The 25,636-nt window shown below is 71.2% G+C and carries 22 protein-coding genes; 13 read left to right on the top strand and 9 right to left on the bottom strand.

Going from position 1 to position 25,636, the window contains the following annotated elements; genetic code table 11:
- Positions 1-42 precede the first annotated feature (42 nt).
- From ASE76_RS06600 to ASE76_RS20460, 5 genes are all read left to right on the top strand, one after another.
- A complete protein-coding gene (locus ASE76_RS06600) occupies positions 43-1,635 on the top strand; it encodes a diguanylate cyclase (RefSeq protein WP_055836649.1) in 1,593 nt (530 codons plus the stop codon).
- A 161-nt stretch (positions 1,636-1,796) separates the two neighbouring features.
- Complete coding sequence (gene uvrA, locus ASE76_RS06605) at positions 1,797-4,841, top strand: excinuclease ABC subunit UvrA (protein ID WP_055836758.1); 3,045 nt, start codon at positions 1,797-1,799, stop codon at positions 4,839-4,841.
- A 66-nt stretch (positions 4,842-4,907) separates the two neighbouring features.
- On the top strand, positions 4,908-5,609 hold the full coding sequence (locus ASE76_RS06610) for a DUF433 domain-containing protein (protein ID WP_055836652.1): 702 nt from the start codon (positions 4,908-4,910) through the stop codon (positions 5,607-5,609).
- A gap of 6 nt (positions 5,610-5,615) precedes the next feature.
- Positions 5,616-6,044, top strand: coding sequence for a hypothetical protein (locus tag ASE76_RS06615; protein ID WP_055836654.1), 429 nt, complete (start codon positions 5,616-5,618; stop codon positions 6,042-6,044).
- A gap of 42 nt (positions 6,045-6,086) precedes the next feature.
- On the top strand, positions 6,087-6,227 hold the full coding sequence (locus ASE76_RS20460; protein ID WP_156362550.1) for a hypothetical protein: 141 nt from the start codon (positions 6,087-6,089) through the stop codon (positions 6,225-6,227).
- 47 nt (positions 6,228-6,274) lie between these two features.
- On the opposite strand, the gene ASE76_RS06620 is transcribed toward ASE76_RS20460, so the two are convergent.
- The 7 genes from ASE76_RS06620 to ASE76_RS06650 form a co-directional block, all read right to left on the bottom strand.
- Positions 6,275-7,606 (bottom strand): MFS transporter, encoded by a 1,332-nt coding sequence (locus tag ASE76_RS06620; RefSeq protein ID WP_236698363.1) that lies wholly within the window; start codon positions 7,604-7,606, stop codon positions 6,275-6,277.
- On the bottom strand, positions 7,599-8,258 hold the full coding sequence (locus ASE76_RS06625; RefSeq protein WP_236698364.1) for a hypothetical protein: 660 nt from the start codon (positions 8,256-8,258) through the stop codon (positions 7,599-7,601). The genes ASE76_RS06620 and ASE76_RS06625 overlap by 8 nt, the downstream gene beginning before the upstream one ends.
- Positions 8,259-8,340: 82 nt before the next feature.
- A complete protein-coding gene (locus ASE76_RS06630; protein WP_156362551.1) occupies positions 8,341-9,285 on the bottom strand; it encodes a hypothetical protein in 945 nt (314 codons plus the stop codon).
- Positions 9,286-9,429: 144 nt separating this feature from the next.
- Complete coding sequence (locus ASE76_RS06635; RefSeq protein WP_055836657.1) at positions 9,430-10,593, bottom strand: SLC13 family permease; 1,164 nt, start codon at positions 10,591-10,593, stop codon at positions 9,430-9,432.
- Between the two features lie 237 nt (positions 10,594-10,830).
- Positions 10,831-12,216, bottom strand: a complete 1,386-nt coding sequence (locus ASE76_RS06640) for a sigma-54 dependent transcriptional regulator (RefSeq protein WP_055836659.1) — start codon at positions 12,214-12,216, stop codon at positions 10,831-10,833.
- The gene (locus tag ASE76_RS06645) at positions 12,201-13,721 is read right to left on the bottom strand and encodes a HAMP domain-containing sensor histidine kinase (RefSeq protein ID WP_082448099.1); all 1,521 of its coding nucleotides are present in this window, start codon (positions 13,719-13,721) and stop codon (positions 12,201-12,203) included. The genes ASE76_RS06640 and ASE76_RS06645 overlap by 16 nt, the downstream gene beginning before the upstream one ends.
- 127 nt (positions 13,722-13,848) lie before the next feature.
- A complete protein-coding gene (locus tag ASE76_RS06650) occupies positions 13,849-14,745 on the bottom strand; it encodes a LysR family transcriptional regulator (RefSeq protein ID WP_055836662.1) in 897 nt (298 codons plus the stop codon).
- A gap of 124 nt (positions 14,746-14,869) precedes the next feature.
- Here ASE76_RS06650 and gtdA point away from each other — a divergent pair, with 124 nt between their 5' ends.
- The 4 genes from gtdA (at position 14,870) to ASE76_RS06670 (ending at position 18,996) form a co-directional block, all read left to right on the top strand.
- Positions 14,870-15,940 (top strand): gentisate 1,2-dioxygenase, encoded by a 1,071-nt coding sequence (gene gtdA, locus ASE76_RS06655; RefSeq protein ID WP_055836665.1) that lies wholly within the window; start codon positions 14,870-14,872, stop codon positions 15,938-15,940.
- Positions 15,941-15,990: 50 nt separating this feature from the next.
- Positions 15,991-16,695 (top strand): fumarylacetoacetate hydrolase family protein, encoded by a 705-nt coding sequence (locus ASE76_RS06660; protein ID WP_055836668.1) that lies wholly within the window; start codon positions 15,991-15,993, stop codon positions 16,693-16,695.
- Positions 16,695-17,933, top strand: a complete 1,239-nt coding sequence (locus ASE76_RS06665) for a 3-hydroxybenzoate 6-monooxygenase (RefSeq protein WP_055836671.1) — start codon at positions 16,695-16,697, stop codon at positions 17,931-17,933. The genes ASE76_RS06660 and ASE76_RS06665 overlap by 1 nt, the downstream gene beginning before the upstream one ends.
- A gap of 70 nt (positions 17,934-18,003) precedes the next feature.
- Positions 18,004-18,996 carry a tripartite tricarboxylate transporter substrate binding protein gene (locus tag ASE76_RS06670; RefSeq protein WP_168389226.1) on the top strand — a complete coding sequence of 331 codons (993 nt, stop codon included), beginning with the start codon at positions 18,004-18,006 and terminating at the stop codon, positions 18,994-18,996.
- Here ASE76_RS06670 and ASE76_RS06675 read toward each other — a convergent pair.
- Both ASE76_RS06675 and ASE76_RS06680 read right to left on the bottom strand, forming a co-directional pair.
- Positions 18,954-19,583 carry a pseudouridine synthase gene (locus ASE76_RS06675; protein WP_082448101.1) on the bottom strand — a complete coding sequence of 210 codons (630 nt, stop codon included), beginning with the start codon at positions 19,581-19,583 and terminating at the stop codon, positions 18,954-18,956. The two genes, ASE76_RS06670 and ASE76_RS06675, sit on opposite strands and share 43 nt — an antisense overlap.
- Before the next feature lie 141 nt (positions 19,584-19,724).
- Entirely contained in the window at positions 19,725-20,903 is a 1,179-nt protein-coding gene (locus ASE76_RS06680) for an NAD(P)/FAD-dependent oxidoreductase (protein ID WP_055836676.1), read from the bottom strand.
- Positions 20,904-21,199: 296 nt separating this feature from the next.
- Between ASE76_RS06680 and maiA the strand changes: the two genes are divergently transcribed.
- From maiA to ASE76_RS06700, 4 genes are all read left to right on the top strand, one after another.
- Entirely contained in the window at positions 21,200-21,844 is a 645-nt protein-coding gene (maiA, locus tag ASE76_RS06685; protein ID WP_055836768.1) for a maleylacetoacetate isomerase, read from the top strand.
- A 122-nt stretch (positions 21,845-21,966) separates the two neighbouring features.
- On the top strand, positions 21,967-22,956 hold the full coding sequence (locus tag ASE76_RS06690; protein ID WP_055836679.1) for a tripartite tricarboxylate transporter substrate binding protein: 990 nt from the start codon (positions 21,967-21,969) through the stop codon (positions 22,954-22,956).
- Positions 22,956-24,317, top strand: a complete 1,362-nt coding sequence (locus tag ASE76_RS06695) for an FAD-dependent oxidoreductase (protein WP_055836682.1) — start codon at positions 22,956-22,958, stop codon at positions 24,315-24,317. Before ASE76_RS06690 ends, ASE76_RS06695 begins: the two co-directional genes overlap by 1 nt.
- Before the next feature lie 107 nt (positions 24,318-24,424).
- Positions 24,425-25,558 (top strand): esterase-like activity of phytase family protein, encoded by a 1,134-nt coding sequence (locus ASE76_RS06700; protein ID WP_055836685.1) that lies wholly within the window; start codon positions 24,425-24,427, stop codon positions 25,556-25,558.
- Positions 25,559-25,636 lie beyond the last annotated feature (78 nt).

The following is a 25,636-nucleotide window of genomic DNA, read 5'->3' on the forward strand; positions in this document are numbered from 1 at the left end:
CCCGCGTTTCAAATTGCATCCGCGGTGCTGTAATGCGTCCCCATGAAGGAAGTCGAAGCACTGCACACCGCGTGGGAGGGCCTGGCCCGCACCTGGGAACAGGCGCGCCGCACGCCCGACAAGATCGAGAACTGGGCCACCTTCATGCCCCACTGCGACCAGGTCTGGACGGTCGCGCAGCAGTACGGCATGACCGACATCTCGGCCGCCCTCTCGCCGGTGCTGGAGGTGCTCGACACCGTCGACACCCCCGGCACCGAGAAGGCCGAGGCGATCGCCGGCCTGCTGCCCGGTCTGCTGCAGGCGGTGGGACAGACGCTCGACGCGCCTCCCCACCCCCGCCCCCGCGGCGAGGACCTGCGCAGCAAGGGCCCGCCGGTGGTGGCGGTGCTGGGCATGTGCGAATCCAAGGCCCATGCGGTGCTGCTGCAGATGGAGCACTACGGCTACCAGTTCCAGCTCTTCACCGACACCCGCACCGGCCTGGCCTATGCCGTCAAGCACCGGGCGGCCGCGGTGCTGCTGGTGCTGGACGGCGGCTTCACGCCCGCGGTGCGCCAGGTGATCGACGAGATCGTGCGCCGGGGCATGCAGTGGTGCGCGGTGGCCGAGCGGGGCGACTACGAGCTGCGGCTGGAGGCGGTGCGGCGCGGGGCGCTGTACTTCTTCGTGACGCCGCTGGCGATCGAGAGCCTGGTCGAGGTGCTCGACCCGCTGGCCTTCCCGGCGCCGATCGCGCCCTACCGGGTGCTGGTGCTGGACGATTCCCGCACCATGCTGTCGGCGGTGCGCAAGGCGCTGCGCCCGCACCCGATCCAGCTGGGCATCCTGAGCAAGCCCGAGAAGGTGCTGGACGTGCTGCACCACTTCGTGCCCGACGTGCTGCTGCTCGACGTGCACCTCGAGGGCTGCACCGGCATGGAGCTGGCGAAGATGATCCGCCAGCACCGGGCCTTCGAATCGATCCCGATCATCTTCATGACCGGCGACACCGGCAAGGACGCCCAGCGCCGCGCGATGGAGCACGGCGGCGACGAGTTCCTCACCAAGCCGGTGGAAGAGGAGCAGCTGGTCAGCACCGTGCTGCAGAAGGCCGAGCGCTACCGCGGGCTGCGCAAGCGCATGGTCGAGGACAGCCTGACCGGCCTCTACAACCACGTCGCCACCAAGTCGATGCTCGAGCAGTGCCTGCAGTCGGCCGCGCGCGACGGACAGCCGCTGACCTACGCGATCGTCGACATCGACCACTTCAAGCGTGTCAACGACCTCTACGGCCACGCGGCCGGCGACATGGTGATCCGCACCCTGTCGCGGATGCTGCGCCAACGGCTGCGCGTCGGCGACGTGGTGGGCCGCTACGGCGGCGAAGAGTTCGCGGCGGTGATCTACGGCTGCCCGCCGGCCGAGGCCGAGCGGATGCTCGACGGCATCCGCGAGAGCTTCGGCCGGCTCTACCACGCCTACGAGGAAGGCATCTTCTCGGTGACCTTCAGCGCCGGCGTGGCGCATTTCCCGGCGTTCTCGGGCATGGCCGAGCTGATGGGTGCGGCCGACGAGGCGCTCTACCGCGCCAAGCGCGCCGGCCGCAACCGGGTGATGCAGGCGGTGGCCGAGGACAGCCGCAGCCTGGCCTGACCCCGCGGCCGGGCTTCGGGCCGCACAGCGCCGACGGGCGCCCGAACCCCTATCATGGTCGGTTTACTTTTTCGGGCGCACCTACCTTGACTTCCGCACGACACGACGCGCCGCCGCAGCCGCGGGCCGGGGCCACCGCGCCCGAGGACGAAGGCCGTCACCTGGCACGGGTGCTGCGCGAGCAGCGCATCAGCATCCGCGGTGCGCGCACCCACAACCTGAAGAACATCGACCTCGACATCCCGCGCCACCAGCTGGTGGTGATCACCGGGCTGTCGGGCTCGGGCAAGTCGAGCCTGGCCTTCGACACGCTGTACGCCGAGGGCCAGCGCCGCTACGTCGAGAGCCTCTCGGCCTATGCGCGGCAGTTCCTGCAGCTGATGGACAAGCCCGACGTGGACGTGATCGAGGGCCTGTCGCCCGCGATCAGCATCGAGCAGAAGGCCACCAGCCACAACCCGCGCTCGACCGTCGGCACCGTGACCGAGATCCACGACTACTTGCGCCTGCTGTATGCCCGCGCCGGCACGCCGCACTGCCCCGAACACGGCGTTCCGCTGCAGTCGCAGACCGTCTCGCAGATGGTCGACAGCGTGCTGGCCCTGCCGGAAGACACGAAGCTGATGATCCTGTGCCCGATGGCCCGGGCCCGCAAGGGCGAGTTCGCCGAGCTGTTCACCGAGATGCAGGCCGGCGGCTACGTCCGCTTCCGGGTCGACGGCCAGATATACGAGCACGAGAACCTGCCGGCGCTCAAGAAGACCGAAAAACACGACATCGACGTGGTGATCGACCGGATCAAGGTGCGGCCCGACATGCAGCAGCGCCTGGCCGAGAGCTTCGAGGCCGCGCTGCGGGTGGGCGGGGCCGAGGGCGCCGGCCGCGTGGTGGCGCTGGAGATGGACACCGGCGTGGAGCATCTCTTCAATTCCCGCTTCGCCTGCCCCGTCTGCGCCTGGTCGCTGGCCGAGCTGGAGCCGCGGCTCTTCTCCTTCAACTCGCCGGTGGGCGCCTGCCCGGCCTGCGACGGCCTGGGCCTGCAGGAAGTCTTCGACCCGGTGCGGGTCGTCGCCTTCCCGACGCTGAGCCTGGCCGCCGGCGCCATCAAGGGCTGGGACCGGCGCAACGCCTTCTACTTCGCGATGCTGGAGAGCCTGGCCGCGCACTACGGCTTCGCGCTCGACACCGCCTTCGAGGACATTCCTGCCGCGGCGCGCCAGGTAGTGCTGCACGGCTCGGGCACCGAGGACATCAAGTTCAGCTACACCCTGGAATCGGGCCCGCAGAGCGGCAAGAAGCTGAGCAAGAAGCACCCGTTCGAGGGCGTGATCCCCAACATGCAGCGCCGCTACCGCGAGACCGATTCGACGGTGGTGCGCGAGGAGCTGGCCCGCTACCGCAGCACCCAGCCCTGCCCCGTCTGCCACGGCGCGCGGCTGCGGCTGGAAGCGCGCCATGTGCGGCTGGGCGAAGGCCCCGACGCCCTGCCGATCCAGACGGTGAGCCACATGACGCTGCGCGACAGCCAGGCCTACTTCGGCGGCCTGGCGCTCACCGGCGCCAAGGCCGAGATCGCCGACAAGATCGTGCGCGAGATCGGGCTGCGGCTCAAGTTCCTGAACGACGTGGGCTTGAACTACCTGAGCCTCGACCGCAGCGCCGAGACGCTCTCGGGCGGCGAGGCGCAGCGCATCCGGCTGGCCAGCCAGATCGGCTCGGGCCTGACCGGCGTGATGTACGTGCTCGACGAGCCGAGCATCGGCCTGCACCAGCGCGACAACGACCGGCTGATCAACACGCTGCGCCACCTGCGCGACATCGGCAACAGCGTGATCGTGGTCGAGCACGACGAGGACATGATCCGCGCCGCCGACCATGTGATCGACATGGGCCCCGGCGCGGGCGTGCACGGCGGCCGGGTGATGGCCCAGGGCACCTACGAGGAGGTGCAGGCCAACCCCGACTCGCTCACCGGCCAGTACATGGCGGGCACCAAACGGATCGAGGTGCCCGCGCACCGCACCGCCTGGCTGCCGGTGCTGCAGAGCGGCGCGAAGGCCGAGGCCAAGGTCGCCAAGAAGACCGGCCGCGCCAGCGCCGCCGCCGTGGCCTGGGCCGAACGCCAGGCCGCCCACCAGGCCACGCAGGGCACGCTGCAGGCGCTGCGGGTGGTCAACGCCACCGGCCACAACCTGCGCGGCGTGAGCGTCGAGTTTCCGGTGGGGCTGCTCACCTGCGTGACCGGTGTCTCGGGCTCGGGCAAGTCGACGCTCGTCAACGACACGCTCTACGCCGCGGTGGCGCGCCAGCTCTACCGCGCCCACGACGAGCCGGCCGAGCACGACGCGATCGAGGGCATGGAGTACTTCGACAAGGTCATCAACGTCGACCAGTCGCCGATCGGCCGCACGCCGCGCAGCAACCCGGCCACCTACACCGGCCTGTTCACCCCCATCCGCGAGCTGTTCGCCGAGGTGCCCACCGCCCGCGAGCGCGGCTACGGCCCGGGCCGCTTTTCCTTCAACATCGCCGGCGGCCGCTGCGAGGCATGCCAGGGCGACGGCATGGTGAAGGTGGAGATGCACTTCCTGCCCGACGTGTACGTGCCCTGCGACGTCTGCCACGGCGCCCGCTACAACCGCGAGACGCTGGAGGTGCAGTACAAGGGCCGCAACATCGCCCAGGTGCTGGGCATGACGGTGGAGGCGGCCAACACCTTCTTCAGCGCGGTGCCCACCATCGCCCGCAAGCTGCAGACGCTGCTGGACGTGGGCCTCTCCTACATCACGCTCGGCCAGGCCGCCACGACGCTCTCGGGCGGCGAGGCGCAGCGGGTCAAGCTGGCGCTGGAACTCTCCAAGCGCGACACCGGCCGCACCCTCTACATCCTCGACGAGCCGACCACCGGCCTGCATTTCGCCGACATCGACCTGCTGCTCAAGGTGCTGCACCAGTTGCGCGACGCGGGCAACACCATCGTGGTGATCGAGCACAACCTGGACGTGATCAAGACGGCCGACTGGGTGGTCGACATGGGCCCGGAAGGCGGGGCCGGCGGCGGCTTGGTGGTGGGCGAAGGCACGCCCGAAGACATCGCCGCCAACCCGGCCAGCCACACCGGCCGGTACCTGCAGCGTATGCTCGAGCCGAAGGATTCAAGCGAAAAGTACTTGCACCCTTCGCCCAGCGGACGCCAGCAGCTATAAAATTGATATCAGCTGCACTATCGGCCTCCAACGGCCCATACGTGCTGCGGCAACAACCGATTCCATATGGAGCGTACCTTCATCCATCGCATCCCTCCGGCCGAGCAGCCGGCCTACAAAGCTTCGGAAGTTGCCGCCGTGCTTGGCGTTCCAAAGACGACCGTAGGCGCGTGGTGTTTCGGTCAGGGCACAGGCGCAGGTCGCAGCTTCAAACCCTTGGTGAAACCAGCTGACGAGCAGGGACGGTTTCTGTCCTTCACAAACCTGTGCGAGTTGCACGTGCTGGCTGTCATCCGTCGTCACCACCTCATCAACATGGCAACGGTCAGAAGCAGCCTGGAGTACGTGCGCAGCCAGTTGAAGCAAGACCGCCCCCTGATTGCGCAAGCGTTCATGACCAACGGCGTCGATCTTTTCATCGAAAAGGCGTCGCAACTCATAAACGTGTCGCGGGACGGGCAAACCGCATTGCGCGGAGAGTTCCAGCAAGCGTTGGCACGCATCGACCGGAACGCGCAAGGCGGCCCGGTTCGCCTGTTCCCTTACAGCCGTATTTCGCCCGACATTGCGCAGCAACCCAAAGCTGTTGCGATCGATCCGGAGATTTCCTTCGGCCGGCCGATACTGCTGAATGCCGGGGTGATGACCGCCGTCATCAGTGATCGCTTCATGGCGGGCGATTCGGTAGCAGAAATGGCGCAGGACTACGGGGTCGCCGAGACCGATATTGACGAGGCCTTACGCTTCACTCAAAAGCTTGCCGCCTGACGCATCTTGGCGAACGCTGCGCTTCCTGCCGCGACGACCGTACAACAGCCCGTTCTGTTCATTGACCGTTGCGCGTGGAGCGGCAAGCTGGGCGCGGCACTGGATACAGCTGGCATTCCCTATGTCCCGCACAACCGGCTCTTTCAGCATGACACGCCCGACGAAGTCTGGCTCGCTGCCGTCAAAAACAACGGTTGGTTGATCCTCACGCGCGATCAGCGCATCCGCTACAGGATCAATGAGCATCGCGCGCTCGTCGAGGCTAAGCTGATGATGTTCGTGCTAAGCCAAGGTGGACTGACCGCCGAGGAAACGGGTCGCATCGTCTGCGCGGCGTACACCGAAATCGTCCGCCAGTCGCACATCACTCAACCGCCCGCCTTGTTCTCTATCACCCGATCAGGGGAAGTAAGCAGACGCAAACTCTCGACTTGAGTCCGCATTCTTCAGCGCCGCACCTCTCTCAATGCCGCAACGATGGCCATCGTTTCCATGCTCACTGCCGTCACCCTTACCAGAAGCGCTAACCACTTGCTCCTTAAGGTCCTCGAAGCGGCAGATTTCAACCCGGCCAGCCACACCGGCCGCTACCTGCAGCCTTATCTGGAAGAAAAGTAGCCGCAGCCGGCGCCGTGCGCCGACTGCATGCTACTATTTTCATAGCATCAGCTTTGTGCGGGTTGTGCCGTCTGGGTGCCGTGGATCGCCGGAGCGTGCCGTTGCACCCACCAGAACATCGGCAGCGCCACGGCCGCGGCGAACGACAGCACCATGAAGGCCAGGCCGAATCGCTGTTCGCTCCCCACGATCGAATTGGCCAGCGTGGGACTCAGGGCCGCACCGACGCCCTGCAAAGTCATCACGAAGCCCAGCGCGGTGTTGAACCGGCCGCTGCCCTGGGTGAAGCGCTGCACCATGAGCGGCGTCGCCACGCCCAGCGCCCCCGCGGCCAGGCCGTCGAGGATCTGCACCGGCACGTTGCCCCAGTCGGCGGCGATCAGGTAGGCGAGCGCGCCACGGGCCGGCAGCACCAGGATCGCGGCGAAGACGAACCAGGACACGTCGAAGCGCTTGCTGCGCGACACCCACAGCGCCACCGGGATCATCGTGATCTGCGCCACCACGATCGCGATGCCGGTCCAGAGCAACGGCGCCGAATCGGCCACCGTGGCGGCCAGGCGCTGGTTGAGCAGCGGCAGCATCGCCCCGTTGCCCAGGTGGAAGAACATGCAGGTGATGCCGAACAGCAACAGGGGTTTGTTGCGCAGCAGTGCGACCCAGCCGCCGTCGCTGTCCTGCTGCTCCGCCGACTCGCCCACCGCCTCGGCCGATTCGCAGCCGCGCGCGGCCTGGTGGTCGATATCGTCCGCGCGGATCGCCAACACCGACAGCACCGCCCCGACGGTCATCGCGCCCATCACCGCGAGCATCCACGGGGCACCGAACAGATGCGCCATCAGACCGGCGCCGATCGCCGACACCATGTTGCCGGCATGGCTCCAGGCCTCGTTGCGGCCCGTTTGGTGCTTGAAGCCCGACGCCCGGGTCAGGCCCAGGGTGAGCGCCGCCATCGTCGCCGCCAGCAGCGCGCCGGCCACGCCGGTGACGATCTGCGAGGCGATGAGCCACCGGTCGTCCAGCGTGGAGAACGCCACCGCGCTGGCAGCCAGGATGGCGATCGCCGCCACTACCGTCATCGTGCGCTTGGCAGTCGAGCGGTCGACCCAGGCGCCGGCCACAGGCGTCATCGCCACCGCGGCCAGGCCGCCGGCGGTCATGGTGTAACCGATCAGCTCCTGCTGCACCTTGTGTTCCTGGAGATAGGTGGCCAGGAAAGGCCCCAGGCCGTCGCGCACGTCGGCCATGAAGAAGGCCAGCAGCGTGAGGGCCATCAGCGACCGCGGCAGTGCCGCGCCGCCGGCGGATCCGCTGGCGTTGCCGGTGGAAGCACCGGCCGGCGCGGGCCGGCCGGGCATCGCGACGGCGGCGTCAGCCACGGGGCGCCGCCACCGGCTTGCCGTTGACGGTGCGGGCCTCGACCACCCGGCCGGCGCCGCCGGCCAGCGGACGCGCGTCGCCTTCGGCCTTGACGGTGTCTCCCAGCTTCAGGCCGAGCCGCTCCAGGCCGTCGGGCTTGGTGTGCACGAAGTCGCCGCTGTCGAGCACCACGCCGTTCGGCGCGCCGTGCTTGGCGTAGTTGAAGCGCACCACCGTGCCCGACACGTCGGCCGGCTTGTGGTCCGGCGCGACGGGCTTGCCGTCCACCGACACCAGGCGCTCGAGCTGGTAGACCTCGTGGGCCGGCTTGCCCTTGGGCGAGGGCTCGGCCACGGTGCCCTCGAGCACCACGGCCTGGCCGGCCTTCAGCTTGTCCAGGCCTGCGGAGGCGGCCGGGTCGTGGCCGTCGCAGACGAACTGCGCCGGTGCGCCGTCGGTCTCGATGACCAATCCTTCGACGGTGCCCTTCGGGCTGTAGACCAGGTGCTGGAAGGTCCCCTCGACGGACCAGACGTCGATTTCGGCGGGGGCGGCCTTCTTAACATCGTCCTTCGCGGGAGCCTCGGCCTTGGCCTTTTCGTTGGCCTTGACCTTGGCTTCGGTATCCGAGCGGGCGTTGGCAGTAGCGGTAGCGGCGGAATGAGTGTTCATGGAAATCTCGTATGAAATGAAAAGAAAGGGAGCGGAAAAGTGCGGAACGTCCGCGCCGGGCTTGCACGGCGCGGGTCACGGCTCAGGATGCGGGCCGTGGGGGTGGGGGCGCATCACCGACGGGGGGCGCCGCTGGCGCACCGCCGACCGGCGGAGGCGGCATTCCCGCGGCACCGACGGGACCGGGATCGCGCGGACCGCGAGGACCACGCGCATCGCGAGGGCCGGCGACCGGCGGCTCCACACCGGGACCCGCGAAGAGCTCGCGCGCCGTCTCGGCCGTCGGGCCGAGGGCCGTGGCTTCGAGGGCGGTACCTTGCGCCGACCGGCTGCCCCAGCCGCGGGCGAAGACCGTGCTGCCCGGCTGGAGCGACGCACCCATCGCCATGCCGACATGCGGCGGGAACCGCACGATGCTGCCGTTGTCCAGCAGCACGCCGTTCGGTTCGCCGCGCGGTGCGTACAGCAGGCGCTCGACCCGCCCGCTGGCGCTGAGCGCCGCCAGTGCGCCGGCCTCGGGCGGCACCGGAGGCGGCATGCCGACGGCCGGCGGCGTGTCTTCGATCGTGCGACCACCGACCGTCATGCGGGTGGCGCGCAGCACCGGCACCTGGGGCGTGCGCCAGCCGGACACCTGTACCGTGTCGCCGATCCTGGCGGACTGCAGCAGCGTGGCGGAGAGGTGCGGCGGGAAATTCACCTGCGTGCCGTCGGATAGCAGGAAGCCGTCCACCGTGCCGTTGGGAGTCACCAGCCAGCGCTGCAGACGACCCGAGATCACCGGCGACATGACATCGACCCCTGCATTCGCAGGTGGAGGCGCCATGCCCGGAACCGGCGGCACGCCGGCAAGTGGCGGCAATGCGCCGGAAGGCGTGGGAGGTACGCCATCAGGTGCAGGCGGCACGCCGTTGGGCGCAGGCGGCGCGCCGCCGGGTGCCACCGGCGGCGGCGGCAGCTGGGCGCATGCCGTCGCCATCAAGAGGACGGAGGCGCACAGCGCCAGGGGACGGAATCGGATATGCATGGGGTTCTCCACGAAGTGATGTGCCGAATGCCACTCACAACACGTGCCAGCCTGCCAGCCTTTGCGAATCAACGACTTACGACGTCCCTCGTGGACCGTATGCATGTCGCGAGGACACCGTTGCGTCCGTTTTGAAGACAACGCTCATCCCAGCCGCAGCAACACCGCCGACACGGCGCACACCAGCAGGAACGGGATGCTGAGCTTGTGGAATTCGCGCAGCCCGTTCGGCAGCCGTGCCAGCCGCAGCGCGATCAGGTTGGCGAGCGAGCCCAGCACGCAGCCGAAGCCGCCCACGCTGACACCGGCGGCCAGCGCGGGCAGGTCGCGCACCGGGCCGTCGAGCAGGATCGCGGCCGGTACGTTGCTGATGAACTGCGAGGCGACGATGGCCGCCAGGTAGGCGCGCCAGCCCTCGGCGATCGGGGCGTGCTTGAGCAGATCGGCCACCGCGGGCAGCTCGGCGAGCTGGCGAAGGTCCACGAACATCAGCGCGATGATCGCGAGCAGCGCCCAGTCGACGCCCTTCAGCACCCGCGGGTAAAACACCAGGAAAGCGCCGAACACCAGCCCGAGGCCCGCCAGCAGCCAGTGCCGCTCCAGCGCCACCACGAAGGCGACGAATAGTACGCCGGCCAGGGCGAGCATGCGCGGTTGCACCGCGGGCACCTCGCCGGCCGGCCGCAGCGCGATGGCGGTGCGCGGCACCAGCACCCAGACCGCGACGAACAGCCAGAACAGCATGATCGCGACGGTGGGTGCCATCATCCCCATGAAGCCCAGGAAGCTGTCGCCCGAGCGGTGCCAGAGGTAGAGGTTCTGCGGATTGCCGATGGGCGTGAGGGCCGAGCCGGCGTTCACCGCCAGCGCCTGCAGCACCACCAGCCGGGCCAGCGGCAGGTCGGCCTGGGTGGCCAGCACCCGGGTCAGCGGCACCAGCAGGAACAGGCTCACGTCGTTGGTCACCAGGGCCGACAGCACGGCGGCGCCGGCCGTCAGCAGCAGGGCCAGGCTGCGCAGGTCGGTCATGCGGCCGAGCAGCCGCTGTGCGGTCGCCTGCAGCATGCCGCTCTTCTCCACGCCCTGGGTGATCGCCAGCAGGCCGGCCAGCGCGCCCACCGTCTGCCAGTCGACCAGGTGCAAGTAGTCCATCGGCGCGCGGGGCCGCAGCACCACGAAGAGCCCGGCCACCGCGAGCAGCACCCAGAGCAGGCCGTTGCCGCCCGCGGGCGCATCCTCGGGCGATGCAGTGGTGGATGCCGATCCGGCGGTGGACGAGGCAGCGGGACGGACGGAGGAATCGGTCATGGGAAAGAGAAAAACGAGACGACGGGGCACGCCCTGCGGCGCGCACGAAGTGTGGTGGCACTCAAGAGCCGTGCCCGTAGGCCGACACCGGGGAATTGCCGGGCGGCGCCGGCTGCACGTGGGATGGGGGTGGATGCAATGCGGACAGGATGTGTCCGCTGCCGGGACAGGTGGCAGCATCGCAGGGGGCGATGGAGCACCGGGCCGAACCGCTCGCGCGGCCTGCCGCCCGTCCGGCTACTCCAGCCCGTACTGCGCCAGCTTGCGGTACAGGAGCTGGCGGTGGATGCCCAGCCGGCGCGCGGCCTCGGCCCGGTTGCCCTGGGCGCGTGCCAGGGCCTGCTCGACCATCAGCCGCTCCAGCCGCTCCACGGCCACCGGCAGTTCGGCGTCGAACCATTCGGGCGGCAACGCCGCCACCGCATCCGCGCCGCTGCCGCCGGCATCGACCGCCGGGTCCGCCTGCGCCAGGTCGCCCTGCAGGTCGGCCGCGCCGATCACCGGATGGCGTACCAGGGCCTGGCAGCGCTCCATCCGGTTGCGCAGTTCCCGCACGTTGCCCGGCCAGCGGTACTGGAGCAGGGCTTGCGCCGCGTCCGACGAGAGTGCCTTGGGCGCTGCGGCGCCGGCCGCGCGGCGCAGGAAATGCTCGGCCAGCGGTACGATGTCGGCCAGGCGCTCGCGCAGCGGCGGCACCCGGATGGAGAGCACGTCGAGCCGGTAGTACAGGTCTTCGCGGAAGCGCCCGGCCCGCACCGCGGCGGCCAGGTCGTGGTGGGTGGCGGCGACCACCCGCACGTCCACCTTCACCGTGCGGTGGCTGCCGAGCGGCGTCACCTCGCCCTGCTGCAGCACCCGCAGGATCTTGGCCTGCACCGGCAGCGCCATGTCGCCGATCTCGTCGAGCAGCAGCACCCCGCGGTCGGCGGCGCGAAAGCACCCCGGCCGGTCGCCGGTGGCGCCGGTGAAGGCGCCGCGCACGTGGCCGAACAGCTCGCTCTCCAGCAGTTCGGGCGGGATGGCGGCGCAGTTGATCGCGACGAAGGGCGCATCGGCCCGGTCGGAATGGCGGTGCAATGCGCGGGCTACCATGTCCTTGCCGGTGCCGGTCTCCCCCAGTACCAGCACCGGCACCGCGCTGGCCGCCGCCAGGCCGATGCGCTTGTGCACCTCGCGCATCGCCTGGCTCGGTCCGACGAGCGCGTCCTCGTCATCGGCCTCGGCGCCCGCGGCAGGGCGTGCCGTGCCGGGGCAGGCCTTCTCCTGGCGCAGCGCGCGGGCCAGCACCTCGATCACCGCGTCGCGCCCGATCGGCTTGGCCAGGTGGTCGAAGGCGCCCAGGCGCATCGCCTCGATCGTGTTCGCGCCGCTGGCGTAGGCGGTGAGCACCATCACCGGCGGCAAGCAGGGCAGCCGGGCCTGCAGCGCGGCCAGGGTCTGCAGGCCGTCCATGCCGGGCATGCGGTGGTCGAGGAAGACCGCGTCGTAGCGCTGGCGCGGCATGCGCTCCAGCGCCTCCGCGCCGCTGGCGGCCTGGTCCACCGTGTGGTCCAGGCCCTCCAGCGTCTCGGCCAGGGTCTCGCGGAAGGCGTTGTCGTCGTCGACGATCAGGAGGCGTGCCATGGCAGTTCCAGTGCGAAGCGGGTACCGGGGGTCGGCGGGGCGGCATCCGCGCCGCCGACGGTGGGGGAATCGGCGGCGGCAATCGCGGCGGCGCCGCCCAGTGGCACGTGCTGCAGGTCGCCGCCGTGGGCCAGCGCCACCTCGCGGGCCAGCGCCAGGCCGAGGCCGGTGCCGTCGGCGCGGCCGGTGGCGAAGGGCTCGAAGAGCCGGGCCTGCAGCGCCTCGGGGACGCCCGGGCCGTCGTCGTCCACCTGCAGCACCAGCCGGTCGGCGGGCTCCACCGCTGCGCCCAGCGCGACCGTGCCGCCCTGCCGCGCATGGCGCACCGCGTTGTCGAGCAGGTTGTCGATGGCGCGCGCCAAGTGCTGCGGGTCGAACACCGCATGGCCGGGCATGCCGGGTCGCAGCACCAGCGCCACGCCGCGCTCGGCGGCGCGCGGTGTCACGGCGTCCAGCCGCTCCTGCAGCCAGGCCGGCAGGTCGATCCGCTGCGGCACCAGGTGCAGCGGCTGCACCAGCGCCAGCAGGCTCTGCACCAGGCCCTCGAGCCGGTCGATCTGGCCGACGATCGCGCGCAGCGCGGCGGGCTGGCGATCGGGCGCGGCGGCCAGCGCGTTCTCGGCCTTCAGGCGCATCGCGGCGATCGGGTTGCGGATCTCGTGGGCCAGGCCGCCGGTCATGCGGCCGAGCGCGGCCAGCCGCTGGTCGCGGCTGCGCTGCTGGGCCGCGGCCCGCAGCTGGGCCCGGGTTTCCTCGAAGCGCAGGCGGTAGCGGTTGAAGCCGTCGACGATGCGGTCGATCTCGCGCACGCCGGTCGGCTCCAGCACCGGCACAGCGTCGCCCTCGGCCGCGGCCAGGCGCGTCTCCAGCCGTTGCACCGCCCGCAGGCCGCGCAGCAGGATCAGCCCCAGCCAGCCGCCCGACGCCACCACCGCCACCAGCAGCACCCCCAGGCCCACGCGCAGGCTGTTCTCGGCCGCCAGGGCGCCGGCATGGGTGCGGGTCATGGTCCAGGCGACCAGGTCGCCATCGGGCGAGACCAGGGGGCACGCGGTGACGATTAGCGCCTCGCGGCTGCCGCGTACCACGTCGGTTTCCTGCTCGCGGTTGCGGGCGGCCAGCTCGGCCATCTCCAGGATCAGGGGCTGCTCGGCGGCCGGGATGTCGCGTTTCACGCCGCTGCCTTCGTAGGTGGGATAGGCGTAGGCCAGGAAGCCGCCCTTGCCCTGCCAGATGCCGCCCTCGACGTGCGGCGCTTCCACCAGCACCAGCTGCAGCAGGACCTGCAGCAGGTCGATCTGCGGCTGCACGGGCGGCGGCTGCGGCACCGAGCGCGCATAGCGCGCCGCGATCGCGCCGCACGAGCGCTCCGCCGCCGCGCGGCCAGCGGCCAGTTGGGCGCCGGCGCTGTCCCGGTAGACCGACACCATCACCACCGCCAGGGTGGCGCAGATGGCGAACAGTAGTACCCAGAAGAAAATCAACTGGCTGCGGAGCGATCTCATGGTGGGCGGTGGAGGGCGAAGGCGGCCAGTGTCGCGGCGGTCGGGACCCGATACGTAACCGGTTGACGCAGCCCCCACCGGCGCCTTCCTGCGGCTGCGGTGGCGCCGGGCGCCGCCGCCCTGTGCGTCAGGCGCCGCCGATCCGCTCGGCCACGGTGCGCCGCAGCCACGCGTTGCCCGGGTCGGCGTGGAAGCGTTCGTGCCAGTGCTGCTTGACCTCGTAGCGCGGCAGCGGATGCGGCAGGGCCAGCATGCGGATGCGCTCGCGCGTCTGCATCACCTGGCCGTAGCGCAGCGGCACGGTGGCGAGCAGTTCGGTCTCGGCCACGATGCGCGCCACGCCCAGGAAGCTCGGCACCCGCAGCACGATGTCGCGTTCCACGCCCGCCTTCGCCAGCACCTTGTCGACGATCGCGTGCCCGGTGCCGGAGGCGGTGACCACCAGGTGGCTCTCGCGCCCGTAGGCCGCCCTGGTCAGCCGCCGGCCGATGCGGGGGTGGTCGGCCGCCGCCAGGCAGACGAAGTTCTGCGCGAACAGCACCTGCTGGTAGAAGCCCGCGTCGAGCTGCGGCATGAAACCCACGGCCAGATCCACCTCGCCCTCTTCCAGCCGCCGGGCGCTGTCGGTGCCGATCTTCTCGACCTCGATCCGCACCCGCGGCGCGGCGGTGCGCAGGTGGTTGAGCAGCACGGGCAGCAGCACGATCTCGCTGATGTCGGTCATGCAGATGCGGAAGGTGCGCGCCGCACTCTCCGGCACGAAGGCCTGGCGGCCGGTGCGGGCGCCCTCCAGCCGGGCCAGCACCTCGCGCAGCGCAGGGTACAGCGCCTCGGCCCGCGGCGTGGGCAGCATGCCGCGCGCGGTGCGGCTGAACAGCCGGTCGTCGAAGTGGGCGCGCAGCTTGTTGAGCGCGGTGCTGGCCGCCGCCTGCGCCATGCCCAGCCGCTCGGCCGCGCGGGACACGCTGGCGGTCTTGTAGATCTCGTCGAACACCGCCAGCCATTCCAGATCGAGACGCGACATCGGCCCACCACTATCGAAAAACGCAATACCGCCTATTGCACCACATGCTTGATCGGATAGTGGTGGCGCGGAAGAATCCGGTCCATCGCGGTCCCGCACCCTTGCAGGCCGCCAGGAGACACGCATGCAGACGACCGCGACCGCCGCCGCCCCGCCCGCCACCGCCGCCCCGGAACGCCGGGCCTACTACGACCGCATCCGGCCGTACCACCTGGCGCCGCTGTGGGAGGCGCTGCATGCGCTGGTGCCGCGGGAGCCCGCATCGCCCTGCGTGCCGGCGCTCTGGCGCTATGCGGAGATCCGGCCCTTCCTGATGGAGTCGGCCACGCTGATCACCGCCGAGGAGGCGGTGCGCCGCGTGCTGGTGCTGGAGAACCCGGGAATGCCCGGGCAGTCGTGCACCACCCAGTCGCTCTACGCCGGGCTGCAGCTGATCATGCCGGGCGAGGTGGCGCCGTCGCACCGGCATGTGCAGTCGGCCCTGCGCTTCATCGTCGACGGCCGCGGGGCCTACACCACGGTGGGCGGCGAGCGCACCACGATGCATCCCGGCGACTTCATCATCACGCCCTCGTGGGACTGGCACGACCACGGCCACGAGGCGCTGCAGAGCGACAGCGGCCCGGTGGTCTGGCTCGACGGGCTCGACATCCCGCTGGTGCGCTTCTTCGACGCGGGCTTCGCCGAGAACGACACGCAGCAGTCGCAGACGGTGTCGCAGCCGGAGGGCCGCAGCTACGCCCGCTTCGGCCACAACATGGTGCCGGTGCGGCACACCCACACCAGCCGCACCTCGCCGATCTTCAGCTATCCCTACGCCCGCAGCCGCGAGGCGCTGGCCGCGCTGCAGAAGAGCGAGGCGCCCGACGCCTGGCAGGGCTGGAAGCTGCGCTACACCAACCCGCTGACCGGCGGCGCGCCGATGCCGACGATGCAGCCCTGCCTGCAGCTGCTGCCGCAGGGCTTCCGCGGCCGCAGCCACCGCGGCACCGACGGCACCGTCTACAGCGTGGTCGAGGGCCGCGGCACCGCGGTGGTCGACGGGCAGCGGCTCGGCTTCCAGCCGCAGGACACCTTCGTCGTGCCCTCCTGGGCGCGGCTGCAGCTGGAGGCCGAGACCGACGCGGTGCTGTTCAGCTTCTCCGACCGGCCGGTGCAGGAGGCGATCGGCATCCACCGCGAAAGCTTCGACTGACGCGCGCCGCCCCCTTCCCTGTCCGTTTCTCCACTCCTCCCCTTCGCTCCATGTCCTTCGTTGTAGCCCCCATGTCCGTCGTCGGTATTCCCGTCGTCGGCAGTCCCGATCTCTTCCCGGTGCGCCGCGTCTACTGCGTCGGCCGCAACTACGCGGCCCACGCCCGCGAGATGGGTTTCGACCCCGACCGCGAGCCGCCCTTCTTTTTCAGCAAGCCCAACGACGACGCGTCCATCGTGTCGGTGCCCGCCGGCACCACCGGCACCCTGCCCTATCCGCCGCTGACGCAGAACTACCACTACGAGGCCGAACTGGTGGTCGCCATCGGCAAGGGCGGCCGCGACATCGCGCCGGGCGATGCGGCCGCGCACGTCTTCGGCTATGCCGCCGGCCTCGACATGACCCGGCGCGACCTGCAGATCGCCGCCCGCGAGAAGGGGCGGCCCTGGGAAGTGGGCAAGGCCTTCGACTTCTCCGCGCCGGTGGGCCCGATCACCCCGCGCGCCGACGTGCCGGACGTGAACCGGGCCGGCATTCGTCTGGAGGTGGACGGCGCGGTGCGCCAGCAGGCGACCGTCGCACACCTGATCTGGTCGGTGGACGAGGTGATCGCCAACCTGTCGACCCTCTTCGCGCTGGCGCCGGGCGACCTGGTCTTCACCGGCACACCCGAAGGCGTGGGCGCGGTGGTGGCCGGCCAGGCGCTGACCGTGGCGGTCGACGGACTGGTGCCGCTGTCGGTGCGGATCGCCTGATGTCCGCGGTGCAGGCCAACCCGCACCCGGACGCCGCCGGCGCGCCGGTCCTGGTCGCCGGCGGCGGCATCGGCGGCATGGCCTGCGCGCTGGCGCTGGCCCGCGCCGGCCAGCCGGTCGAACTGCTGGAGCAGAGCGCGATGCTGGGCGAGATCGGCGCCGGCCTGCAGCTGGGGCCCAACGCCTTCGCCGCGCTGGATGCGCTGGGCGTGGGCGAGGCGGTGCGCGCCGGCGCGGTGGTGACCGACCGGCTGGTGATGATGGACGCGGTCGATGCACGGGAGGTCGCCTCGGTGCCGGTCGGCGACGCGTTCCGGCGCCGCTTCGGCAATCCGTACGCGGTGAGCCATCGGGCCGACCTGCACGGCGCGCTGCATTCGGCGGCGGTGGCGCATCCCCTGGTGCGGCTGCACACCGGCGCACGCATCTCCGCGGTCGAGGTGGGCGCGACGCAGGCCGCGGCCACCACCGCCGACGGCCGCCGCTTCGAGGGCCGTGCGCTGGTCGGCTGCGACGGGGTGAAGTCGGTGGTGCGGGCGCGCATCGTGGGCGACCCGCCGCGGGTCTCGGGCCACGTGGTCTACCGCGCGGTGGTGCCGGCGGCCGACATGCCGGCCGATCTGCGGATCGCGGCGCCGGTGGTCTGGGCCGGTCCCGACTGCCACCTGGTGCACTACCCGCTGCGCGGCGGCGACCAGTACAACCTGGTCGTCACCTTCCACAGCCGCGAGCCGGAGGAATGGGGCGTGACCGACGGCAGCCGCGAGGAGGTGCTGTCGTATTTCCAGGGCATCCACCCGCGGCCGCGGCAGCTGCTCGACCGGCCCGACTCCTGGCGCCGCTGGAGCACCGCCGACCGCGACCCGGTCGCGCACTGGAGCGAGGGCTGCGCCACCCTGCTCGGCGACGCGGCGCATCCCATGATGCAGTACCTGGCGCAGGGCGCCTGCATGGCGCTGGAGGACGCGGTGACGCTCGCCGCCGCCGCAGTGGCCAGCGGCTTCGACTACCCCGCGGCCTTCCGCCGCTACGAACAGGCCCGGGTGGCGCGCACCGCCCGCGTGGTGCTGTCGGTGCGCGAGATGGGCCGGATCTACCACGCCAAGGGCGTCGAGCGACTGGTGCGCAACAGCCTCTGGACCGGCCACCGGCCGGAGCGCTTCCACGACGCGCTGGAGTGGCTCTACGGCTGGCGGCCGGAACGCTGCATGGACGGCGACGGAGCCACCGGGCCCTGAGGCGGCCCGCACCGCGCATCGCGCCAGTTCCGGCCCAACCGCATTTCCCATAACGACACGGAGACACACCATGCACCCTTCCCGCCGCATAGCGCTCGCTCGCGCTACGAGCCTCCTGATGGCCGGCGCGGGCCTCGCGGCCCACGCCCAGCCCGCCACCGACTACCCCACCCGCCCTGTCACCATCGTCACCCCGTTCGCCGCCGGCAGCGGGCCGGACGCGGTACTGCGGCTGGTCTCCGACAAGCTCTCGAAGCAGTGGATGCAGCGGGTGGTGGTAGACAACCGGCCCGGCGGCGGGGGCTTCATCGCAATCGACCTGGCCCGCCGCGCGCAGCCCGATGGCTACACCCTGCTGCAGCTCGATAGCGAACACCTCGCGGCCTTGCCCCACCTCTACAAGTCGCGCAACTTCGTCACGCTGCAGCATTTCGACCCGGTGGCCTCGCTGTTCCGCACGCCTTTCTTCGTGGCGGTGCCGACCGACTCCAAGTGGCAGTCGATGGCCGACCTGATCGCCACGGCGAAGGCGGCGCCGGGCACCGTCAGCTACGGCTCCTGGGGCGTCGGCAGCCCGGGCCATCTGGGCGGCCAGCAGATCGACGCGCTGGCCGGCACCCAGATGCAGCACGTGCCGTTCCGCGAAGTGGGCCAGCTCTATGCCAACGTCGGCTCCGGCGAGCTGCCCTGGGCCTTCGCCAGCATCCCGTCGAGCCAGGGCGTCTACAAGGCCGGCAAGCTGCGCTACATCGCGGTGGCCGCGCCGAAACGCGTGCCGCAGATGCCCAACGTGCCCACGGTGGGCGAAGCGGGCGGCCCGCCAGGGCTGGACGTGAATTCCTTCGTGTCGCTCGTCGCGCCCAAGGGCCTGCCGCCAGCCGTCGCCGCGAAGATCAATGCCGACGTCGCCACGGCCATCGCCGACCCCGAAATCCGCGCCCGCTTCGACACCTTCGCCTTCGAGCCGCTGGCCTGGTCGCCCGACGAGATCCGCCGCCAGGCGGAGACCAAGTCGCAGCTCTACGGCGACCTGGTGCGGCGCGGCAACATCAGCCTGGAATGAGGAGGCCGATGCAGCGGCTCCCCTCCGTCGGCCACGTCCACCGCCTGCCAGCAGCCCGGCGCCAGGCCGTCCAGGGTGTAGGGCCCGACGGACGCTCGCACCAGCCGCAGGGTGGGCAAGCCCACCGCCGCCGTCATGCGGCGCACCTGGCGGTTGCGGCCCTCGCGGATCGAGAGCGCGATCCAGGCGGTGGGGATGCGCTGCCGTACCCGGATCGGCGGATCGCGCGCCGGCAGGTCGGGCGGTGCGTCGAGCAGCGCGGCACGTGCCGGCCGGGTGGGGCCATCGTTCAGCACCACGCCGTCGCGCAGCGCCTGCAGCGCGGCGGCGGTCGGTTCGCCCTCCACCTGCACCCAGTAGGTCTTCTCCATCTTGAAGCGCGGATCGGCGATCCGTGCCTGCAGCGCACCGTCGCCGGTCAGCAGCAGCAGGCCTTCGCTGTCGGCGTCGAGCCGGCCGGCCGCATGCACGCCGGGCAGGTCGATGAAGCTTTTGAGGCCACGCCACCGGCCTTCGTCGGTGAACTGGCTCAGCACGCCGTAAGGCTTGTGGAAGCGGATCAGGCGGGGTGGGACGGGGGTGGGCATGGAAGGAGACGATACCCGGGTGGGCAAGCCAGGTCGTGGCACGTTTGTTCGAGAAGCGGCGTGAAGCCGATCCGGCGCGGGCCCTCACCCTCGCTCTCTCGCGATGTAAAAGGAAGCAAGGCCGGGAAATCCCAGGATCGATCAGGGTGTGCGGGTGCCGGGCGGCGGCTCGGTCAGGCTGCGCTGCATTGCCCACTGAACGCCGGGCACCTTGCGGCCGAAGGCGAACGCCGCATCGCGCACCCATCCGCCATGGGTCGACTGGAAGCATGGCGTGAGCAACCGGCTGAGGGTCTGATAGGCACGCGAGGGCCAGAGGCGGTCGCGGCTGTAGGCAGCCAGTCCTGCGGCCAGGGTGCCGTGGCTGCGCAGGCCGTGGGCCAGGGCCAGCGCGTCCTGCAGCGCCAGCGTGGTGCCCAGCCCGAGCTGCGGGCTCATCGCATGCGCCGCGTCGCCCATTACCGCGAAGGGTCCCCGGGCCATGCGGCGCGGCCAGCTGTGGCGGTAGACGGCCAGCGCCAAATCGTCGTGCCGTTGCACCTGGTCGAAGACCGGCCGGGCCTCGGGCCACAGGTCCAGCAACCGGCGGCGCCATGCGCCCAGGTCGGATGCGCGCCACGCGGCGTAGCCGTCTCGCCGCAGGCTCCAGAACAGCGACAGGCGCAAACCCTGCGGCGTCATTTCGGTCGGCAGCAGGCCCACCATCTCGCGGGTGCCGTGGTAGCGCTGCAGCAGCGTGGTAGCGCCGTCCCATCCGGGCACGGTGAACTGGCCCCACAGGGCGCCCCAGGCATAGGGCCGCGCCGCGTCCGCCAACCCGGCGGGTGTGCGCAGCGACGAGGCTGCGCCATTGGCGATCACGCAAAGGTCGAACCGCGATGCGGCACCGCCGTGGTTCACCCAGGCGCCCGCGCCTTCGGCCCGCAGCGACTCTACCGGCTCGCCGAAATGCAGACGTGCGCCTGCTTCCGCCGCTGCATGGCCCAGCAGCCCCGCCAATTGGGCCCGGCTCACGCCCCGGGCCGGGCGCCGCGCCATGTCGAGATCGACCAGCGTCCACCCCCGGTGAGAATGGCCCAGCAACCGGTCTACCGGCACACTCACCGCGTCGAACGCCTCGCGCAGGCCCAGCGACTCCAGCGCTTCCAGCCCCTGGGGCTGGATCAGCAGGCCGGCGCCCACCGGCGCCAGACCGGGATGCCGCTCGTATACATGAACCTCATGGCCGTCGCGCGCCAGGGCCAGGGCAGCAGCAAGCCCGGCGGGGCCGGCACCGGCCAGGGCGATACGGTAGCGGGGTGCGGCGGTGGCGAGGAACATGGGAGCGGGTGTTGGACAAGGCGACGCGGCACTGTATCCGGCGACCGACGCCGCCACTCCGCGTCCGCTCGCGCTGCCCCGAATCCCTGCGCCGTGCGATGCAATGCCGCCGGGCGCCACCTTGCGCGGCACACCGGCAAACTCCTCCGATTTCCATTCCGGCGGCCGCTGGAACCTGTAGATTTCCCGATTCCCTGGAGACAACCGATGAACCCCTTCCCCACGCGCCTCCCATACTCTCTCTTCCTGCTGCCCACCGCAGCCGCCGCAGCATGAAAGGCCAGGACACCCCCGGCCTGCGCCTGCACGGCTACTTCCGCAGTTCGGCCGCCTACCGGGTCCGCATCGCGCTCAATCTCAAGGGCCTCGGTTACGCCAGCCTGCCGGTGCACCTGCTGCGCAACGGCGGCGAGCAGCACAGCCCGGCCTATGCGGCGCTGAACCCCGAGGAGCTGGTGCCCACGCTGCAGGACGGCGACACGCTGCTGACCCAGTCGCTGGCGATCCTGGAGTATCTGGAGGAGCGCCACCCGGCGACGCCGCTGCTGCCCGCTTCGCCCGGAGACCGGGGCTGGGTGCGGGCGATCGCGCTGCAGATCGCCTGCGACGTGCATCCGCTCAACAACCTGCGGGTGCTGAAGTACCTCGAAGGCGTGCTGGGCATCACCGCCGAGCAGAAGCTGGCCTGGATCGCCCACTGGATCGCCACCGGCTTCGAAGCGCTGGAAAAACGCCTGGCGCACGACACCCGCACCGGCCTGTGCTGCTACGGCGACACGCCGACGCTGGCCGACTGCTGTCTGGTGCCGCAGGTCTTCGGCGCCCGGCGCTTCAACGTGCCGATGGAGCCCTATCCGACCCTGGCCCGCATCGACGCGCACCTGGCGACGCTTCCCGCATTCCAGCAGGCCGCGCCCAGCGTGCAGCCCGACGCCGAGTAGCCGCAGCCCCCGGCCGCGCCGAACTCATTACGATGCGCTGCCCGGCTCTGGCGGCCCCCGCCGTGCGCCGGCCCGCCGCGCACCCCGACCGACACAACGAACCGATCCGGAGACCCGATCCCATGCCTTCGCCCTCCCTGTCCAAACGCGCCTGGCTCGGCACCATCGCCTGCGCCGCGCTCGCCCTGGCCGCCGCGCCCGCCTTCGCACAACCCGCGGCCTGGCCGACCAAGCCGGTGCGCCTGCTCATCGGCTTTCCCGGCGGCTCCTCGCCCGATGCGGCGGCCCGCGCCATCGCCGAGCCGCTGTCGCGCGCGCTCGGCCAGCCCGTGATCGTCGAGAGCAAGGTGGGCGCCTCGGGCAACATCGCCACCGACCTGATCGCCAAGGCCACCGACGACCACACGCTGGGCATCGTGATCAACGGCAACCTGACCTCGGCCAAGATGCTGTTCCCGCGGCTGCCCTACGACCCCGCGACCGATTTCACCTACCTCACGCTGGTCGGCACCGCGCCGCTGATCCTGGTGGGCAGGCCCGACGCGCCCGGCGGCAAGGCCTTCTTCGACGCGGCCCGCGCGGCCGGCGACAAATGGAACTACGGCTCGGTCGGCACCGGCTCGGTCGCGCACCTGGGCATGGAGCTGCTGAAGGCGCAGGTGCCCGGCATGACCGCGGTGCACGTGCCCTACCAGGGCAACCCGGCGGTAGTGAACGCGATGCTCGGCCAGCAGGTCGAGATGGCGCTGATTCCGCCGGGCGTGGCGCTGCCGCACATCAAGGCGGGCAAGCTGAAAGCGATCGGCGTGACCAGCGGCCGCAGCACCCTGGCCCCCGACGTGCCGCCGCTGGCCGATGCCGGCGTGCAGGATTTCCGGCTCGAGGTGTGGACCGCGCTGGTCGGCCCCGCCACGCTGGGCAAGGCCGCGCAGGCCCGCCTGGCGCAGGTGCTGCCCGGCATCCTGCAGAACCCCGAGACCCGCCAGCAGCTCTTCAACCAGGGCTGGTCCGCGCCGGCCACCGCCTCGGCCCCGGCGCTGCAGGCCCGGGTGAAGGAAGAGTCGGCGATCATGCGCAACATCATCGCCAGCCGGAACATCCGGATCGAATGATGGCGGCCCCGACCTCCCCGGCGCGGATGGAGGAGCCCGCGCGCAGCCTGCCGGTCTTCGGCGAATACGACGTGGTGGTGGTCGGCGGCGGCCCGGCCGGCCTGGCCGCCGCGGTGAGCGCGGCGCGCCACGGCGCCCGCACCCTGCTGGTGGAGGCCTACGGGTTCCTGGGCGGCATGGGCACCGCCGGCGGCGTGACCAACTTCGCCGGCCTGTACGGCCGGCACGAGGGCGAGATGCGCCAGCTGGTGCACGGCGTGGCCGACGACCTGCTCGACCGGCTAGAGGCCCTCGGCGGCCTGAACACGCCGCAGGACGGCATGCAGGGCCGCATCCGGGTGCGCTCCTACGACGTCTCGGCCCTCAAGTGCGCGGCCGACCAGCTGCTGCAGTCGGCCGGCGTCGAGCTGCTGTTCCATGCCCACGCCGCCGCCGTGCTGAAGGACGGCGACCGCATCGGCGCAGTGGTGGTCGAGACCAAGTCCGGCCGGCTGGCGATCCGTGCCAACGCGGTCGTCGACTGCTCGGGCGATGCCGACGTGGCCGCCTTCGCCGGCGTGCGGTACGCGGTGGGCGACGGCCACGGCAGCGGCCTGTTCCCGACCACCATGTTCCGCGTCGGCCATGTCGAGCCGGCGCCGGCGCTCGCCGCCATCGGCGAGTTCAAGGCGATCAACGACGTCATGGCGCGGGCCGAGGCCGCGCACCCCGGCCGCTACCGCTTTCCGCGCGAGGGCGCGATCGTCCGGCCCCAGATCGACCCGCGCGAATGGCGCGCCAACGTCACGCAGGTGCGCAACGCCGCGGGGCATGCGATGAACGGCGTCGATGCGCGCGAGCTCAGCGCCGGCGAGCTGGAAGGCCGGCGGCAGATCGTCGAGTACTTCCGCTTCCTGCGCGAGCAGGTGCCGGGCTTCGAGACGGCGCGCATCGTCGACATCGCCGCGCAGATCGGCATCCGCGAGACGCGCCGCATCGAGGGGCTGTACGCCCTCACCGGCGAGGACATCCTGTCGTCGGCCCGCTTCGGCGACAGCATCGGAATCAACGCCTGGCCGATGGAACTGCACCAGGACGGCCGGATCGACTGGGGCTTTCCCCGCGACGAAAGCCGTGCCTACAACGACCTGCCCTGGCGGATGCTGGTGCCCCGCGGCATCGACAACCTGCTGGTCGCCGGCCGATGCGCCTCGATGACCCACGAGGGCCAGTCGGCCGCGCGGGCCAGCGGCGGCTGTTTCGTGATGGGCCAGGCGGCCGGCACCGCTGCGGCGCATGCAGGCGGTGCGCCGTTGCAGGCGACCGACGTGGCAGGGCTGCAGGCGCGCCTGCGGGCCGACGGGGCCTGCATACCGGACTGAGCGGCGCCCGCGCGCTGCCATCGTCCTGTCATCGCACGGGCCGACAGTCGGGGGTTCGCCGCCGCGCCCTCGCCGGGCGTGCCCCCGCCCTTCTGCCGAGCCCTGCCATGCGCCGCTTCCTCGCCTCCGCCCTCCTCGCATCCCTGCTGGCCACCGGCTGCGGCGGCAGCTCCGGCGACACCCCGCAAAGCTTCGGCCTGCGGCTGATCGGCCAGCAGACGGTCTCCAATGCGCAGATGGTCGACGGCACCCTCGTCGGCGGGCTGTCGGGGCTGGACTACGACATCGCCAGCGGCACCTGGATCCTGATCAGCGACGACCGCTCGGAGAAGAACCCGGCGCGGTTCTACACCGCGCGGCTGCAGTACGACGCCGCAGCGTTCTCGGCGGTGCAGTGGCTGGGCAGCACCGCCCTGCGCCGCGCCGACGGCCGGGCGTTCCCCAGCCGGGCCGCGGCGCAGCCGGGCGACGAGGTGCCCGACCCGGAGGCGATCCGGTTCGACCCGCGCGATCCGGGCAGCCTGTGGTGGACCAGCGAGGGCGACCGCAGCCTGGGCCTGGACCCGTTCGTCGCCCGGGCCGACCGCGCCGGCGTGCTGCAGGAGCGCCTGCCGCTGCCGGCGGCCTTCCGCGTCTCGGCCACGCAGGCCACCGGCACCCGCAACAACCTGGCCTTCGAGGGTCTGAGCTTCACCGCCGACGGCGCGTCGCTCTGGGTCGGCATGGAGGCGCCGCTCTACCAGGACGGCCCGGTGCCCACGCCCGGCACGGTCGCAATGACCCGGCTGCTGCGCTACGACCGCAATGGCCGGGTGGCGGGCCAGGTGGCCTATCCGCTCGACCCGATCCCGGCCACGCCCGCCGCCGGCAAGAACGCCGACAACGGCTTGTCGGAACTGCTGGCGCTGGACGACCGCCGGCTGCTGGTGCTGGAACGCGCCGGCGTGCAGGGGGCCGACGACACCTACCGCAACTTCATCCGGCTCTACGAAGCCGACCTGCAGGACGCGACCGACGTGAACGGCACCGCCTCGCTGGCCGCGGGCGGCTTCGTCGCCGCCCGCAAGCGGCTGGTGCTCGACCTCAACACGCTCGGCCTGGCCAAGCTCGACAACATCGAGGGCATGGCCTGGGGTCCGCTGCTGGCCAACGGGAACCGCAGCCTGGTGATGGTGTCGGACAACAATTTCAACGGCACCCAGATCACCCAGCTGCTGGCATTCGAGGTGGTGCCACGCTGAAGCTGCGTTGTCGCGGCACGGCACGGCGAATATCCGAATCGAATCTTGCCGCAGTCGGCTCCAGACGCCGGCCTATAG

The sequence above is a fragment of the Xylophilus sp. Leaf220 genome (assembly GCF_001421705.1).
Classification (GTDB): domain Bacteria; phylum Pseudomonadota; class Gammaproteobacteria; order Burkholderiales; family Burkholderiaceae_C; genus Xylophilus.